This is a genomic window from Sphingomonas sp. 22176, from assembly GCF_052045505.1.
GTDB lineage: Bacteria > Pseudomonadota > Alphaproteobacteria > Sphingomonadales > Sphingomonadaceae > Sphingomonas.
In genome coordinates this window covers 66,548-80,721 of sequence record NZ_JBQEPL010000006.1, presented here as the reverse complement: position 1 = coordinate 80,721, position 14,174 = coordinate 66,548, and the positions used below count along the sequence as shown (strand labels likewise).

11 protein-coding genes and 1 riboswitch are annotated in these 14,174 nt (G+C 68.5%); of the genes, 3 read left to right on the top strand and 8 right to left on the bottom strand.

Annotated elements, in window-relative coordinates; genetic code table 11:
- Positions 1–13 precede the first annotated feature (13 nt).
- The 4 genes from ACTJKY_RS17430 to glmS form a co-directional block, all read right to left on the bottom strand.
- Positions 14–1,183, bottom strand: a complete 1,170-nt coding sequence (locus ACTJKY_RS17430; RefSeq protein ID WP_440847379.1) for a glycosyltransferase — start codon at positions 1,181–1,183, stop codon at positions 14–16.
- Entirely contained in the window at positions 1,183–1,959 is a 777-nt protein-coding gene (locus ACTJKY_RS17425; protein ID WP_440847378.1) for a DUF2334 domain-containing protein, read from the bottom strand. Before ACTJKY_RS17425 ends, ACTJKY_RS17430 begins: the two co-directional genes overlap by 1 nt.
- Positions 1,960–2,104: 145 nt before the next feature.
- On the bottom strand, positions 2,105–3,487 hold the full coding sequence (locus ACTJKY_RS17420; RefSeq protein WP_440847377.1) for a PLP-dependent aminotransferase family protein: 1,383 nt from the start codon (positions 3,485–3,487) through the stop codon (positions 2,105–2,107).
- A 96-nt stretch (positions 3,488–3,583) separates the two neighbouring features.
- Positions 3,584–5,407, bottom strand: a complete 1,824-nt coding sequence (gene glmS, locus ACTJKY_RS17415) for a glutamine--fructose-6-phosphate transaminase (isomerizing) (protein ID WP_440847376.1) — start codon at positions 5,405–5,407, stop codon at positions 3,584–3,586.
- A 180-nt stretch (positions 5,408–5,587) separates the two neighbouring features.
- Between glmS and ACTJKY_RS17410 the strand changes: the two genes are divergently transcribed.
- Entirely contained in the window at positions 5,588–6,319 is a 732-nt protein-coding gene (locus ACTJKY_RS17410) for a hypothetical protein (RefSeq protein WP_440847375.1), read from the top strand.
- Between the two features lie 16 nt (positions 6,320–6,335).
- Here ACTJKY_RS17410 and ACTJKY_RS17405 read toward each other — a convergent pair whose 3' ends face one another.
- Both ACTJKY_RS17405 and glmU read right to left on the bottom strand, forming a co-directional pair.
- Positions 6,336–6,647, bottom strand: coding sequence for a hypothetical protein (locus ACTJKY_RS17405; RefSeq protein WP_440847374.1), 312 nt, complete (start codon positions 6,645–6,647; stop codon positions 6,336–6,338).
- Positions 6,644–7,996, bottom strand: coding sequence for a bifunctional UDP-N-acetylglucosamine diphosphorylase/glucosamine-1-phosphate N-acetyltransferase GlmU (gene glmU / locus ACTJKY_RS17400; protein ID WP_440847373.1), 1,353 nt, complete (start codon positions 7,994–7,996; stop codon positions 6,644–6,646). The genes ACTJKY_RS17405 and glmU overlap by 4 nt, the downstream gene beginning before the upstream one ends.
- Before the next feature lie 84 nt (positions 7,997–8,080).
- Here glmU and ACTJKY_RS17395 point away from each other — a divergent pair, with 84 nt between their 5' ends.
- Both ACTJKY_RS17395 and ACTJKY_RS17390 read left to right on the top strand, forming a co-directional pair.
- Positions 8,081–8,758, top strand: coding sequence for an HAD hydrolase-like protein (locus tag ACTJKY_RS17395; protein ID WP_440847372.1), 678 nt, complete (start codon positions 8,081–8,083; stop codon positions 8,756–8,758).
- Positions 8,759–8,786: 28 nt separating this feature from the next.
- A riboswitch (glycine riboswitch) is annotated at positions 8,787–8,876 on the top strand.
- A gap of 102 nt (positions 8,877–8,978) precedes the next feature.
- Positions 8,979–10,364 carry an L-serine ammonia-lyase gene (locus ACTJKY_RS17390; protein WP_440847371.1) on the top strand — a complete coding sequence of 462 codons (1,386 nt, stop codon included), beginning with the start codon at positions 8,979–8,981 and terminating at the stop codon, positions 10,362–10,364.
- A gap of 6 nt (positions 10,365–10,370) precedes the next feature.
- On the opposite strand, the gene ACTJKY_RS17385 is transcribed toward ACTJKY_RS17390, so the two are convergent.
- Together ACTJKY_RS17385 and ACTJKY_RS17380 are read right to left on the bottom strand one after the other, a co-directional pair.
- Positions 10,371–11,684 carry an alpha/beta hydrolase family protein gene (locus tag ACTJKY_RS17385; protein ID WP_440847370.1) on the bottom strand — a complete coding sequence of 438 codons (1,314 nt, stop codon included), beginning with the start codon at positions 11,682–11,684 and terminating at the stop codon, positions 10,371–10,373.
- A gap of 58 nt (positions 11,685–11,742) precedes the next feature.
- Positions 11,743–14,037 carry a TonB-dependent receptor gene (locus tag ACTJKY_RS17380; RefSeq protein WP_440847368.1) on the bottom strand — a complete coding sequence of 765 codons (2,295 nt, stop codon included), beginning with the start codon at positions 14,035–14,037 and terminating at the stop codon, positions 11,743–11,745.
- Between the last annotated feature and the right edge of the window lie 137 nt (positions 14,038–14,174).

Genomic DNA, 14,174 nt, shown 5'->3' with positions numbered 1-14,174 from the left:
CGAATGCCGCGCCTCACGCCGCCCGCGAGTATGCCATCGCCTGGTAGCTGGCGAACAGTTCCTCGAAATGCTGGTCCATCGTCCGGGTGCCGGGCGCGTCGGCGATGGCGCGCATGCGGTGGAACATCGGGGTGGTCTCGACGAAGTGCGTCAGCGCGTCGCGCAGGCTTACCGGATCGGCCGCCTGGTACAGCATCCCCTGCCCTTCGACGAACTGATCGGCAGCGCCGCCTTCGTTCGGCACGATCAGCGGCAGGCCGCTCGCGCGCGCCTCGGCGGCGACCATGCAGAAGGTCTCCGCCTCGCAGCCATGGACCAGCGCGTCCGAGCTCGCCAGCACGCGGGCAAGCTGCTGGCGGTTGCTGGTCGGCTCGAACAGCTGGGCGTGCGGGTTGCGTCCGATCGCGGTGATCACCTTGGAGCGCGCGGTGCCGGTGCCGATCAGGATCAGCCCCATGGGGTGCCGCCCCGCCGCCGCCTCGGCCGCCTCGATCACCATCGGCCAGCGCTTCTCCGCCGCCAGCCGGCCGACGCCGATCAGCAGCGTCGCCTCGGGCGCGAGCCCGCAGCTGGCGAGCAACTCGGCCCGGAGCGATTCATCGCGCAGGCCGGGACTGAAATAGCCGGGTTCGACCCCCATCGGGATGGTCACCACCTTGGTGAGACCGCCTTCGGTCAGCCGGCGGGCAAGGTCGTGCCCCGCCGTCACCACCTGGTCGAAGCCCTCGTCGAGCCGGCGGAGATGCTGCCAGAAGGAGGAAAAGCCCTTGTCGATCGTCTCGCGGTTGGCGATCGTGCCGAACCAGCGATAGGCATAGGCCGCCAGCGGATCGGCGTGCATCACCAGCGCGCGCGCCGCCGAACCCTGCCAGCGCGCGACCATCGAGGCGCTGCGCCACGGCGACGAGGCTTCGACGAAATCGGGCCGCCACCGGTCCAGCGCGGCGTGCAGCGCGGGCTCGTCGTCGAAATAGCGGTAGCGGCGGTCGAGCGGCAGCAAGGGCGCCGGGATCGTCGCCAGGATCGCGCCGTCGCGCTCCTCCAGGATCTCCTCGCGTTCGCCGGGGGCGAGGATGATGATCTCGTGGCCCAGCTTGGCGCCCAGCTCCATCTTGCGACGGACATAGGTTTTCACGCCGCCGCCATAGGGGCTGTAGAAGGCGCAGACGTCGAGGATGCGCATCAATGCGTCTCCAGCAGTTCGCGATATTGGCCGAAGCGGCCGCCCTTGGTGAGCGCACCCAGCGTCTTGTCGATGCTCGTCAGCAGCGCGGGTACGGTGACATCCCCCGGATGCACGCCCAGCCGCATCGCCGGGCGGCGCGGCATCAGCGTGCGGGCCAGCGCCGCCACTGCCAGCGAGGATGCGATCCGGCTCTTGCTGCGGCTGGCCCAGGTGATCACCGGCCCCTTGGCCAGCACGCGATCCTGCTGCTGCGGTGCCCAGACGCGGAAATGATCCTCGGCCAGCGCGAAGTCCAGGTCGCGCAGCGCCTCGCGGGCGCCATCGCCATAGAGCCAAGCCGGCGCGATGAAGCCGGTGACCGGGCGGCCGATAATGTCTTCCACCAGCGCGCGGCCGCGCGCCATCCGGTCGCGGGCGGTGGCATAATCGAGGCCGAGAAACTCGCCCTCGCCCGCCGTCATGTGCTTGGCCTTGAAGCGCGCGCCGGCCGAGGCGTGCTCGGCCACATCCTTGTGGAACCAGCCGTGCAGGAACATCTCGATGCCCGAATCGGCCCAGGCGCGCAGCCGGGTGGCGAAGGGGCTGCCGGCGACCAGCGGGGCCGAGCCCCAATGGTCCGGCACCACCAGCATCGCATAGCGGGGCGCACCGATATGCCGCAGGAACAACTCCGAAAGCTGGTCTACCGCGCCCTCGGAACGGGGCCCGACATCGTGGATCGATGCGAGCAGGCTTGGGCCTTTGGGCCCCTGGGGGCGGGTGGTTGCGGTCATTCTATCGTTCTTTGCTGCAGGTGCGAGCGATATAGACCGCCGGAACTGGGCGGCAAGCAGGCTGAATTCCGACTTTTTGTAACCCAGCTGTGTCAAAGCATCAAACCCTGCCCTCTATCGCGCCCCGCCGGGTCGGCCGAACCGCCTAGACGAGCGCGATCTTGCGGGTCGCGCCGGGCGTGGTGAGGGCATCGAGCAGCCGCAGCGCTCGCTCCAGCCGATCGCGCGGCATTGATCCGCCGATCGAAATTCTGAGCGCGGGCGGCGCCGCGCTCGGCGCGACGGCAAAGGCGTCGCCCGCCACCACCGCCAGTCCTTGGGGCCGGAGCGCGCTGACGATCTCCGCCGGGTTCGCGCCCGCCGGCAGCGGCATCCACAGATGATAGCCTTCGTCCTGCGCGTGAAAGCTGCCGGGGCGCAGCACCGCGCGAGCGATCGCCTGTCGCGCCCGCGCCTCCTCCCGCACCGCTGCGCGCAGCGTGTCGAAGCTGCCGCCGTGGAGCCAGTCCGCAACGACAGCGACATTGAGCGGCGGTGCCATCACCGCGGTTTCGTGCAGATCGGCCGCCAGCCGCCATGCCGCCGCGATGTCCGGCGCGGCGATCCAGGCGACGCGGAGGCCCGGCGACAGGATCTTGGAGACGCTGGCGATGTGCCAGCACCGCTCCGGCACCAGCGCGGCGAGCGGCGGCAGCGGCCGTTCGGGGAGCAGCCCATAGGCGTCGTCCTCGATCAGCTTGATGCCATGGCTGCGGACCACCGCAGCCAGCGCCGCGCGCCGGGCGACGCCCAACGTCGCGGTGGTCGGGTTGTCGTTGGTGGGCACCACATACGCCGCCGCCGCGCCTTCCGCACAGGCCTGGGCCAGCGCCTCGGGCAGCATGCCCTCGCCGTCGCTCGCGACCACGCGCAGCTTCAGACCGTAGCGCCGGGCGACGGCGAGCAGCCCGGGATAGACGAACGCGGCGACCGCCAGCACGTCGCCCGGGCGCAGTTCGGTGCTAGTCACCGCGTGCAGCGCATGCTGCCCGCCGGCGCTGATCAGCACGCTGTCTTCCTGGGCGGGAATGCCGCGCTCCTGCAGCAGCGCCGCACCGGCCGTGCGCGCCAGCCCCATGCCGCCGCGCGGCTGATAGTGGAAAGGCGCCGGACCATCCGCCCTGCCGAGCAGACTGGCCGCCGAGGCAGCAAACGCCTTTTCCAGCTGCCGGTCGCCGGCTTCGGGCGGGGCGTTCATGCCGGCATCGGCGGGCTCGGCATAGGCGATGCCGGGGGGCTGCGCAGCCTGGTTGCGCACGAAGCTGCCGCGCCGGCCATCGCCTTCGATCAGCCCCAGCCGCTGCGCCTCGCCATAGGCGCGGGTGATAGTGGTGAGGTCCACGCCCAGCAGTTCGGCCAGCATCCGCTGCGGCGGCAGCCGGTCGCCCGGGCGGAGGGCACCACCCTCGATATCGCGCGCGATCGCCTCGGCAATGGCCAGATATTTCGGACCCAGCGTTCCGGCAATGTCGGGTTTCCAGCCTTGCATGGTGCAGGGCCTAGCCGATCCGATGCAAAATTACAGACCTTGCGCGAGGGGCCACGTGGCGGCGTGGCCGGAGCGAACCCCGGCCACGCCAGCGCATCACTCGACGGTGACCGACTTGGCGAGGTTGCGCGGCTGGTCCACGTCGGTGCCCTTGGCCACGGCGACGTGATAGGCGAGCAGCTGCACCGGCACCGCATAGACGAGCGGCGCGATCAGCGGGTGGACCTTCGGCATGGTGATGGTGGCGATGCAGCCATCACCTGCCGCCTGGATGCCGTCATAATCCGAGATCAGCACCACCTTGCCGCCGCGCGCCTGCACTTCCTGCATGTTGCTGACGGTCTTTTCGAACAGCGGGCCCGAGGGCGCGATCACGATCACCGGCACGGCATCGTCGATCAGCGCGATCGGCCCATGCTTCATCTCGCCGGCGGCATAGCCTTCGGCGTGGATATAGCTGATTTCCTTCAGCTTCAGCGCGCCTTCCAGCGCCAGCGGATAATCGGTGCCGCGGCCGAGATACAGCACGTCGCGCGCCGCCGCGATCACGCCCACCATCGCCTGGATCGATTCGTCATAGGCAAGCGCCGCGTTGAGCGAGGCCGGCGCCTCCGCCAGATGGCGAACGATGCGGCGTTCCTCGGCCTCGTCGAGCTTGCCCTTGGCACGGGCAAGGTTGGCCGCCAGCGCGGCGAGCACCGCCAGCTGGCAGGTGAACGCCTTGGTCGAGGCGACGCCGATCTCCGGCCCGGCATGGGTCGGCAGCAGCAGGTCCGCCTCGCGCGCCATCGAGCTGGTCGGCACGTTGACCACCGCGGCGATCTTCTGCCCCTCGCTGCGGGCGTGGCGGAGCGCGGCGAGCGTGTCCGCCGTCTCGCCCGACTGGCTGATCACGATCATCAGCCCGCCCTCTTCCATCACCGGCGCGCGGTAGCGGAATTCGGAGGCGACATCGATGTCCACCGGCACGCGGGCGAACTGCTCGAACCAGTATTTCGCCACCATCCCGGCATAATAGCTGGTGCCGCAGGCGACGATCGTCACGCGCTTGATCGCCGAGAGATCGAACTCCGGAATCGGCAGCGTGATCTTCTCCTCCATGCGCTGAAGGTAGGAGCGCAGCGTCTGCGCCACGACGATCGGCTGCTCGTAGATCTCCTTCAGCATATAGTGCCGATGGTTGCCCTTGGAGATCAGCTCGCCGGTAACGCCCGAGATGGTGATCGGCCGCTCGACGGGGTTGTTGTCGCGGTCGAAGATCTCGGCGCCGTCCTTGGTGATGACGACCCAGTCGCCCTCTTCGAGATAGGCGATGCGCTGGGTGAGCGGCGCCAGCGCCAGCGCGTCCGAACCGAGATAGGTCTCGCCCTCGCCATAGCCGACGACCAGCGGCGAGCCGAGCCGGGCGCCGATCAGCAGGTCCGGATGCTGGCGGAACAGGATGGCGAGCGCGAAGGCGCCGTGGAGGCGCGGCAGCACCTCGCGCACCGCATCGGCCGGGGCCATGCCGGCCTCGACCTTCTCGCTGACCAGATGCGCGACGACTTCGGTGTCGGTCTCGCTGGTGAAGGTGCGGCCGCGGGCGGTCAGTTCCTCGCGCAGCGCCTTGAAATTCTCGATGATGCCGTTGTGGACGAGCGCCACTTCGCCGGTGGCGTGCGGGTGCGCGTTGTTGGTGGTCGGGCCGCCATGGGTCGCCCAGCGGGTATGCGCGATGCCGGTGGTGCCGGGCAGCGGGTTGGCGGCGAGTTCCTTGCCGAGATTGACCAGCTTGCCCGAGGCGCGGCGGCGCTCGATCTTGCCGTCGACGTCGGTCGCGATGCCGGCCGAATCATAGCCCCGATATTCCAGCCGCTTGAGGCCCTCGAACAGACGCTCTGCGACGTCTTCCTTGCCCACGATTCCAACGATTCCGCACATGGCATCCGTCCTCCTGCCCCAGCCCTAGCGCGGGTGGGCGGCCGCGCCTAGACGGGGCATTGTTTCGGCAAGCTGAACACGGTCTGCTACTGGACGGCATCGTACGACGTTAAGCATGGTCCAAAATCATCGGTTCGCCGATCGCAAGAAAAGGTCGCCCCTATGGTTCGTCGCAACCTCATGCTGTTGGTTCTCCTGTTGCCGCTCGCGGGCTGTGGCGGCGCCGAGCGCGCCGAAGCGCCATCGCAGAACAGCGGATCAACGCCGCAGGCGAACGCGAGCGCGACGCAGGCCGCGCCCGTCCCCAGCCCTTCGGCAACGGCGACGGAGACCGCGTTGACGCCCCGCAGCTGCGACGCCGAGATCGGCAAGGCAGCGGCGGCGCAGCGGGTGAACCTCTGCATCAAGGTATCCCCGGCGACGCATCCGCCCTGCAATGCCGCCAATAGCTGCGCGATGATCGAGGACGAGATCGCCCGCAGCTGCGCGCTGCTCGATGGCGACGGGCAGCCCGTACAGGGCTGCACCGTGGATCCCAGGAGCAGCCAGGCCGCCGCCGACGTCGTGCGCCGCTACTACGCCGCCATCGACGCGCGCGACTATGGCACCGCCTGGACGCAATGGGGCGACGACGGGCGGCCGGGCCAGACCTTCGCGGCGTTCGAGAAGGGCTTCGCCCACACCCGCGCGACCAAGGTGACGATCGGCGCGCTGCAGCCCAGCGAGGGCGCGGCAGGATCGGTCTATCAGACCGTGCCCGTAACCGTGGAAGCGACGCTCGACGACGGCACCGCGCAGCGCTTCACCGGCAGCTATGTCGTGCGGCGGGTCAATGGCGTGGACGGCGCGTCGGCCTCGCAGCTGCGCTGGCACATCGATTCCGCGCAGCTGCGGCCCGCCCCCTCCAACTAGGGGCGGGCGCAACGCGTCAGTGCGGGAAGTTGGTGTCGTTGAAGATCCGAGTGAATTCGGACGGGTCGGGCTCATGCCCCTGCTCTTCGCGGAAACGGACGGCGCCCTTTTCCCAAACTTCGCGGATCGCGCCGGCGATCCCTTCCGGGAACTGCATCCGCTGCACCACAATGCCGCGCCAGTCGCCGTCCCCGCCGAACGCTTCGCGCAGCGCGGGTTCGGCGGCAGTCAGCTGGGCATCGCTCTTCTCGTCGAGATGGCCGATCGCGTCGAGCACATAGGCGTCGAGCAGCTTGAGGAACGGCTTGTCGGTATAGCGGTCGGTCATTTGGCGGCCTTTCGTGCCTTCATTATCGCACGGAAGGTCGTGGCCCAGCCCTGCTTCGTCAATGTTTCCGGCCGGGTAACGGCCAGCGCGTCGGCTTCGACGTCGCGCGTGATGACCGATCCGGCGCCGATGATCGCGCCGTCGCCGATCGCCACCGGCGCCACCAGCGCGCTGTTCGATCCGATGAACGCGCCCGCGCCGATCACCGTCTTCTGCTTGAGATAGCCGTTGTAATTGCAGGTGATCGTGCCAGCGCCGATATTCGCGCCTGCGCCGATGCTCGCATCGCCCAGATAGGTGAGGTGGTTGGCCTTGGCGCCCTTGCCGAGCACCGCGTTCTTCAGCTCGACGAAATTGCCGACATGGCTATCCGCCTCCAGCACCGCGCCGGGCCGCAACCGGGCATAGGGGCCGACGGTCGCGCCGCTGGCGATGGTCGCGCCCTCGATATGGCTGAACGCGCGGAGCACCACGCCGTCCGCCACGGTGACGCCGGGGCCAAACACCACGTTCGGCTCGATCGTCACGTCGCGGCCGATCTGGGTGTCGTGGGCGAACCACACCGTCTCGGGGGCGATCAGCGTCGCGCCTTCAACCATCGCGCGGGCGCGGCGGGCCTGCTGCCACTCGGCCTCCAGCGCTGCCAGCTCGCCGCGGCTGTTGACGCCGGCGACTTCGGTCGCGCCGGTCTCGATCACCGCGGCGACCCGGCCGTCGCCGTTCGCCAGCTCGACGATGTCGGTCAGGTAATATTCGCCCGCCGCATTCTCGTTGGTCAGCCGATCGAGCAGCGCGAACAGATCGGCGCCGCGCACCGCCATCAGCCCCGAATTGCACAGGGTGACGGCGCGCTCCTCCGCGCTCGCATCCTTGTACTCGACGATCTTCGACAGGCGATCCCCGCCCTCGACGATCAACCGGCCATAGGCGCCCGGATCGGCCGGGCGGAAGCCGAGCACCACCACGGCGGGCGCGTCGTCTCCATGCAGCCGCTCGACCATGCGCCGCATCGTCGCGGTGGTGACCAAGGGCACGTCGCCATAGAGGATCAGCACGTCGCCTTCGAACCCCGCCAATGCGCCCTTCGCCTGGAGCACGGCATGGCCGGTGCCGAGCTGCTCGGCCTGGTGCGCGGTCTCGGCGCCCAGCGGCGTGACCGCGGCCTCGACCTGCTCGCGCCCGGCGCCGACCACCACCACCTCGCGCGCGGCGCCCAGCGCCTTCACGCTGTCGATCAGGTGGAGCAGCATCGGCCGCCCGGCGATCGGGTGGAGCACCTTGTGCGTGTCGGATTTCATCCGCGTGCCCTTGCCGGCGGCGAGGATGATCGCGGCGATGGGTGCAGTCACGTGGCCAGTCTCCGGTCAAAATGGGGTGCCACCCCTGCCACGGTGGACATGGCTTTTCCAGCACGATGCTGTCATGCGGCCGCCATGCCCCTGCCCTTCCAGACCATCGGCTTCGATCTCGACGGTACGCTGCTCGATACCAGCGGCGACCTTGCCGCGACACTCAACCGCGTGCTGGCGGACGACGGCCGGCCGGTGCTGCCGCTGGATCGAATCCTCTCGATGGTCGGACGCGGCGTGCACAAGCTGCTGGAGCAGGCCGTCGCGGCGACCGGCGGCGGCGATGCGGCGGTGGTCGCGCGGCTCTATCCCCGATTCGTCGATACCTATGCCGTGCACAATGCCGAGCATAGCCGCCCCTATCCGGGCGTGTTCGACGCGCTCGATGCGCTGGCGGCGCAGGGCATCACACTGGCGGTGGTGACCAACAAGCTCGAGGCGCTGACTCTGCCGCTGCTGGAGGCGACCGGCCTGCGCCCGCGCTTCGCGACCGTGATCGGCGGCGACACGCTCGGCCCCGGCACCGCCAAGCCCTCGCCCGCGCCGATCCTGGAGATGGTTCGGCGCTCCGGCGGACCGGCGGCGTTCGTCGGCGATTCCATCTATGACGTGCAGGCAGCACAAGCGGCGGGCGTGCCCGTGATCGCCTGCAGCTTCGGCTTCTCGCAGGTGCCGGTGACCACGCTCGGCGCCGAGGCGGTGATCGATTCCTATGCCGAAATCCTCCCCGCGCTGCAGGCGCTCCGCCCAATCAGCGTTTGACAGCGCGAGGCCCCACGGCGAAACACAAGCTGTCGGAAAGGGAGAGAATCCGGGAAACCGGATCGCCGAAGGAGCAACCGCCCCGGAAACTCTCAGGCAAAAGGACCTTCCGGCCACCACATTCTGGAGAGTGGCGCCGCGCGCGCCCGCCGACGGGATAGCGATCTCAGGCAAACGGACAGAAGGGGCCCGCAACCGAGTGTTTCAGGAGACGGGTTCCGTGGCGACCAAAGGCGTCGGGCCGAATGCAGGGCCGATCAGCATCACCGACGTGTTCACCATCGGCATCGGGCCGTCGAGCTCGCATACCGTGGGGCCGATGCGCGCCGCGCGCGATTTCGCCGCCTGGGTGGTGGCGGACGGGCGCGCGGTCACCAAGCTGTGCTGCGAGCTGTTCGGCTCGCTCGCGCTGACCGGCAAGGGCCATGCCACCGATCGCGCGGTGGTGCTGGGGCTGGCCGGCGAGCGGCCCGACGGAGTCGATCCCGATGCGGTGGAGCCGATGCTGGCGCAGATCGCCGCCGAGCGCCGCATCCTGCTGAACGGCACGGCTTCGGTGGCCTTCGATCCCGAGGCCGACCTCAAGTTCCGCAAGCGCCAGTTCCTCCCCGGCCATCCCAACGGCATGAAGCTGCGCGCCACGCTGGTCGACGGCGCGGTGCTGGAGCGGACCTATTATTCGGTCGGCGGCGGCGCGATCCGGCGCGAGGGCGAGGAAGCCGCGGCAGGCCTCTCCGCCGGCACCAACCATCCCTTCGCCAGCGCGCGCGAGATGCTGGAGCGCTGCGACGAACTCGGGCTCGATGTCGCCGGGCTGATGCTCGCCAACGAGCGCGGTTGGCGGGGCGATGCCGAGACGCTCGCCTTTGTCGACGGCATCCACGATGCGATGAACGCCTGCATGGATCGCGGCATGGCGCAGGACGGCATCCTGCCCGGCGGGCTGGAAGTCCCCCGCCGCGCGCGCAAGCTGCACCAGAAGCTGATGGCCCGCGGCCCTCGCGTCGAGCCCGCCTCGGTGCTCGAATGGGTGAGCCTCTGGGCGCTGGCGGTGAACGAGGAGAATGCCGCCGGCGGCCGCGTCGTCACCGCGCCGACCAATGGCGCGGCGGGCGTGATCCCGGCGGTGCTGCGCTATTACGAATGCTTTGTCGGCAATGCGACGAAGGACGGCGCCCGCCGCCTGCTGCTCACCGCCGCCGCGATCGGCATCCTCTACAAGCGCCAGGCCTCGATCTCGGCGGCCGAGATGGGCTGCCAGGGCGAAGTGGGCGTCGCCTGCTCGATGGCGGCGGCGGGCCTCGCCGCGGCGCTGGGCGGGAGCAACGCGCAGATCGAGAATGCCGCCGAGATCGGCATGGAGCATAATCTCGGCCTCACCTGCGATCCGATCGGCGGGCTGGTGCAGATCCCCTGCATCGAGCGCAACACGATGGGCGCGGTGAAGGCGATCAACGCGGCGATGCTGGCGCTCCACGGCGACGGCACGCACAAGGTGTCGCTCGACGCGGTGATCGAGACGATGCGCCAGACCGGCCTCGACATGCGCTCCAAGTACAAGGAGACGAGCCTCGGCGGCCTGGCGGTCAACGTCGTCGAGTGCTGACCCGGCTCAAGGCTGGGCGGGCTTGAACTCGAAGTTCATCCCCGAGATGCGGCTGGGCTGAAAGCCCTTCCAGATCGTCGAGGCCGGCGCACCGGGGCTGAACCCGGCATAGCGGCCGCCGGGGGCGCCCGGCCATTTCCCGTCGTTCGAGTTGGGCACGAGGCCGTCGATATAGGCGGCCTTGGCTTCTTCACCCTTCACGTACTGGTCGAGGAACGCGGTGATGAAATGTGCCTGCACCGCCATCAGCCGGTCCTTGCGCCACACCGCATCCTCGAACCAGTCGAGGTCCCAGAAGCTATCGCGCATCGCGGGCGGGGCGCCGATCAGCGCGATGCTGTGCGCCGCCTCGCGGAAGGTGAGCAGATAGCGCGGCGCGCGCACCTCCTGCTCGAAGAGCGTGCGCACGCCGGGATCATAGCCGACGACATGGTCCTGGCTGCCGACGACGAATAGCGTCGGCGCGCGGATCGCCGCGACACCGGGCGCGGCCCAGAGCGGCGTGCCGTAGAGGTTGCTGGCAGGCGAAATCGCTACCACCGCCTTGAGATCGGCGACCTTGAGGCTGTCCGCTTTCTCCGCCCCCGCCACATAGGGCGCAAGGGCACCGCGCGTCGCGCCCGCCACCGCCGGATCGAGCGGAGCCCCGGCCGCGGTGAGCACGCCGTATCCGCCCATCGAATAGCCGATCAGCGCGGTGCGCGCGGCGTCCGCAGCGGCGAATAGGCCCTGCCCGGCCTTCGCCCGACGCTGCGCCTCGGCGGCGACGAAGGCGATGTCGAGCGGGCGGCTGGTCAGCGGTCCCGCGCGCGCGGCCGGCGTGCGGATGGTGATCGACGGATCGCGAAAGGCCGGCGCGACCACGACATAGCCCTTGCTCGCCAGATTCTCGCCGAGCCAGGACAGCACCTCGGGGGTGTTGCTATAGCCATGCGCCAGGATCACCAGCGGGAAGCGCCCCTTGGCCGCCGCCGCGCCAAGGGTGGCGAGCCCCGGCACCTCGAAGGGCACGTCGCTGCCCTTCTCGCCCGGCAGCGCGGTACGATAGCGAGTGCCCGCGCCCTTCGCCGCGGCCGGATACCAGAGCTTGATGGGAATGTGCCGGTCGACGATCGCCGGCTTGTCCGCGCCCTGGAGCGGATCGGCGCGGCCCTTGTCGAGAAAGTCCAGATCGGCAACGCCGATGCCATAGCTGCCCAGCGATGCCAGTTCCGGCGCATCGACACTGGGGCTTGCCGGCGCCTGCTGCGCGCGCCCTTCTCCAAACGAAAAGATCGCGGCTGCACAGATGGCGGCCGCGATCCGGTTTCTTCCGGTCATTCAAAACCCTCCCGATGTCGGGACGAACGTCGTGCATCCGCCCCTGCATCGGGATGTATCAGTAATTCAGGCCGAAGCGGATACCCGCATAGCGGCGGAAATCACGCGCCAGCAGCGCCTGGGTGGCGATGACGTTCGACGAATTCGCCCCGGCGCTCATGAAGTTCGACGAGGTATTCACCAGCGACTGGAAATACTGCTTGTCGAACAGGTTGTTGACGAACAGCGTCGCTTCCCAGCGGCGCTTGTGATCCCGCACACCGACGCTGACATTGAAGATGCTGAAGGCCGGCTGGAAGGTCTCCGGATCGTGCGCCACATAGTAGACGCTCGACTGGTACTGCCAGCTGCCCTGGAACACGCCGGTCAGCTTCTCGGTCAGCGCAGGCGCATATTCGATGCTGGCGTTGCTCTTCCACTCCGGCGCCTGGATCGCGCGGGTGCCGGTGAGGTTCTGGAACGCCGGCTTGCCCGGATTACAGCCCTGCGCCTGCGTCTGCAGCGGATAGCATTGCGCGGCCGGGAACGAGGTGTAGGTGGCGTCGAGATAGGTCGCCGCACCGCTGATCGTCAGGTCATGGGTGACGCGCGCGGCGCTCTCGAACTCCAGGCCCTTGGTGTTCATCCCGCCCACATTGGTCAGGCGATAGTTGCTGGAGCCGTTGACCGTCTCAATCGACTGCGCCTGCAGGTCCTTGTAGTTGGTGTCGAAATAGGTGACGTTGAAGGTCATCCGACGCCCGAAGAACTGCGTGCGGACACCGAATTCCTTGTCCTTCGACGTCTCCGGCCGGATCGGGCCGGCATCGGCGCGCGCCTGGTTGAAGTTGCTGGTCAGATCGTAGGTCTGGCCCTTGTAGCCGGTGGCGTAGCTGCCGAAGAGCATCACGTCGCGGGTCGCCTGGTACTGCAGGCCCAGGCGATAGGTGGTGGCGTTGTCGCTGGCATGGCCTGCCCAACTGCCCTTCGCATTGTTGTCGCGGAAGGTGTACTTCACCCGCTCGTTCTGCGCGCGGCCGCCGACGGTGGCGGTGAGGTTCTTCACGAATTCCCAGTCGATCTGGCCGAACGCGGCGACCTGGCGCGAACCCGAGGTGGCATACCAGTTCTGCTGCGCGAACAGCGGACCGCGCATGAACGGACGCTGGAAGCCGGTATTGGCGTAGTAGAGGCCCAGTGCGTAGCGGAACGCGTCGGTGCCCGGCGACAGCAGGCGGATTTCCTGCGTGAACAGCCGCGACTTGAACGCGCCGACCTGGATGTTGCGGCCAAAGGGCCCGGGCGCGGCAGTGTCGTCATGGTCGATATAGTCGTCCATACGGAACTTGTCGTAGGAGGTCAGGCCCAGCACCTGCATCTTGCCGACATTGACGTCGGTGCGCAGCATGGTGCCCCAGCCCCAATATTTCGTGCCGGCGCGATCGTTGTTGGCGACCTTCTGGTTCAGCGGATCGATCGTGATGCCCGGCAGCACGACGTCCGCCGTGAGGCCGGGCTGGCCGCGCAGCAGCGCGCCATCCGCCATGCGGATGAACGGACGGCCGACGGTGGTGTTGCCATTGAGGTAGTTGGCCGAGGCCGTGAAGACGACGTCCGGGCTCGCCTTCCACTTCAGCTTGCCACGGGTGCTGAGCGTCTCGCGGCCGTTGACGTCCTTGCCGTCCACCACGTTGCGGACGTTGCCGGCCCAGTTCGAATAGCTGGCCGAGAAGACATAGCCGAGCGTCTCGCTGATCGGGCCGGTGACGCTGAAATTGCCGCCATATTCGTTATCGTCGGTGACCGTCGCATTGGCCTTGACGTGGAAGTCGCTGGTCGGCTGGGTGGTCATGATCTTGATCAGGCCGGCCGAGGCGGCCTTGCCGTACAGCGTGCTCTGCGGCCCGCGCAGCACTTCGATCATCGCCACGTCCGGCAGATCGGTGAAGGCACGCGCCTGGAAAGCGAGCGGCACGCCGTCGACCGTCACCGCAACCGAGGATTCGACGCCGATGCCGAAGGCATAGGTGCCGACGCCGCGCAGCGACACGTTGGAATTGACCGGGTTCTCGGCCGTGCGGATCACCAGCGACGGCGCGACCTTGCCGAGATCCTGGAAGTGGCGAACGCCCTGCGCCTCGAGCTGGGCGGGCGTGACCACCTGCACCGCCAGCGGCACGTTCTGGATGTTCTCGAAGCGCTTCTGCGCGGTGGTCGTGACGATAATCTCGCCGTCATCCTTGGACGGCGCCGCGGCCTGGGCCGGCGCGGCCGCCGGGTCGCGATGCTCTTCCGCCACGTTCGCGTGCGCGGCGCTGCCGATGAACGATGCGGCGAGCGCAAACGTACACAGCGGAAACTGGTAACCCCTCATTAATCATGCCCCTTTGGAAGGTGAACCTCATCCCTCCTCTCCCCACGCCGGTATACTCTCTGGCCACCGGTCGCCCCGTCCTGAGAATTGTAGGACCAGCGGGAGAATTCCCAAATTTGGTCGGGAATTATCCGGGA

Coding starts and splice junctions, on each gene's coding strand:
- ACTJKY_RS17410 (WP_440847375.1), top strand. CDS start 5,588: ATGCTGTTGGTTCTCCTGTTGCCGCTCGCGGGCTGTGGCGGCGCCGAG.
- ACTJKY_RS17395 (WP_440847372.1), top strand. CDS start 8,081: ATGCCCCTGCCCTTCCAGACCATCGGCTTCGATCTCGACGGTACGCTG.
- ACTJKY_RS17380 (WP_440847368.1), bottom strand. CDS start 14,037: ATGAGGGGTTACCAGTTTCCGCTGTGTACGTTTGCGCTCGCCGCATCG.
- ACTJKY_RS17425 (WP_440847378.1), bottom strand. CDS start 1,959: ATGACCGCAACCACCCGCCCCCAGGGGCCCAAAGGCCCAAGCCTGCTC.
- ACTJKY_RS17430 (WP_440847379.1), bottom strand. CDS start 1,183: ATGCGCATCCTCGACGTCTGCGCCTTCTACAGCCCCTATGGCGGCGGC.
- ACTJKY_RS17385 (WP_440847370.1), bottom strand. CDS start 11,684: ATGACCGGAAGAAACCGGATCGCGGCCGCCATCTGTGCAGCCGCGATC.
- ACTJKY_RS17420 (WP_440847377.1), bottom strand. CDS start 3,487: ATGCAAGGCTGGAAACCCGACATTGCCGGAACGCTGGGTCCGAAATAT.
- glmS (WP_440847376.1), bottom strand. CDS start 5,407: ATGTGCGGAATCGTTGGAATCGTGGGCAAGGAAGACGTCGCAGAGCGT.
- ACTJKY_RS17405 (WP_440847374.1), bottom strand. CDS start 6,647: ATGACCGACCGCTATACCGACAAGCCGTTCCTCAAGCTGCTCGACGCC.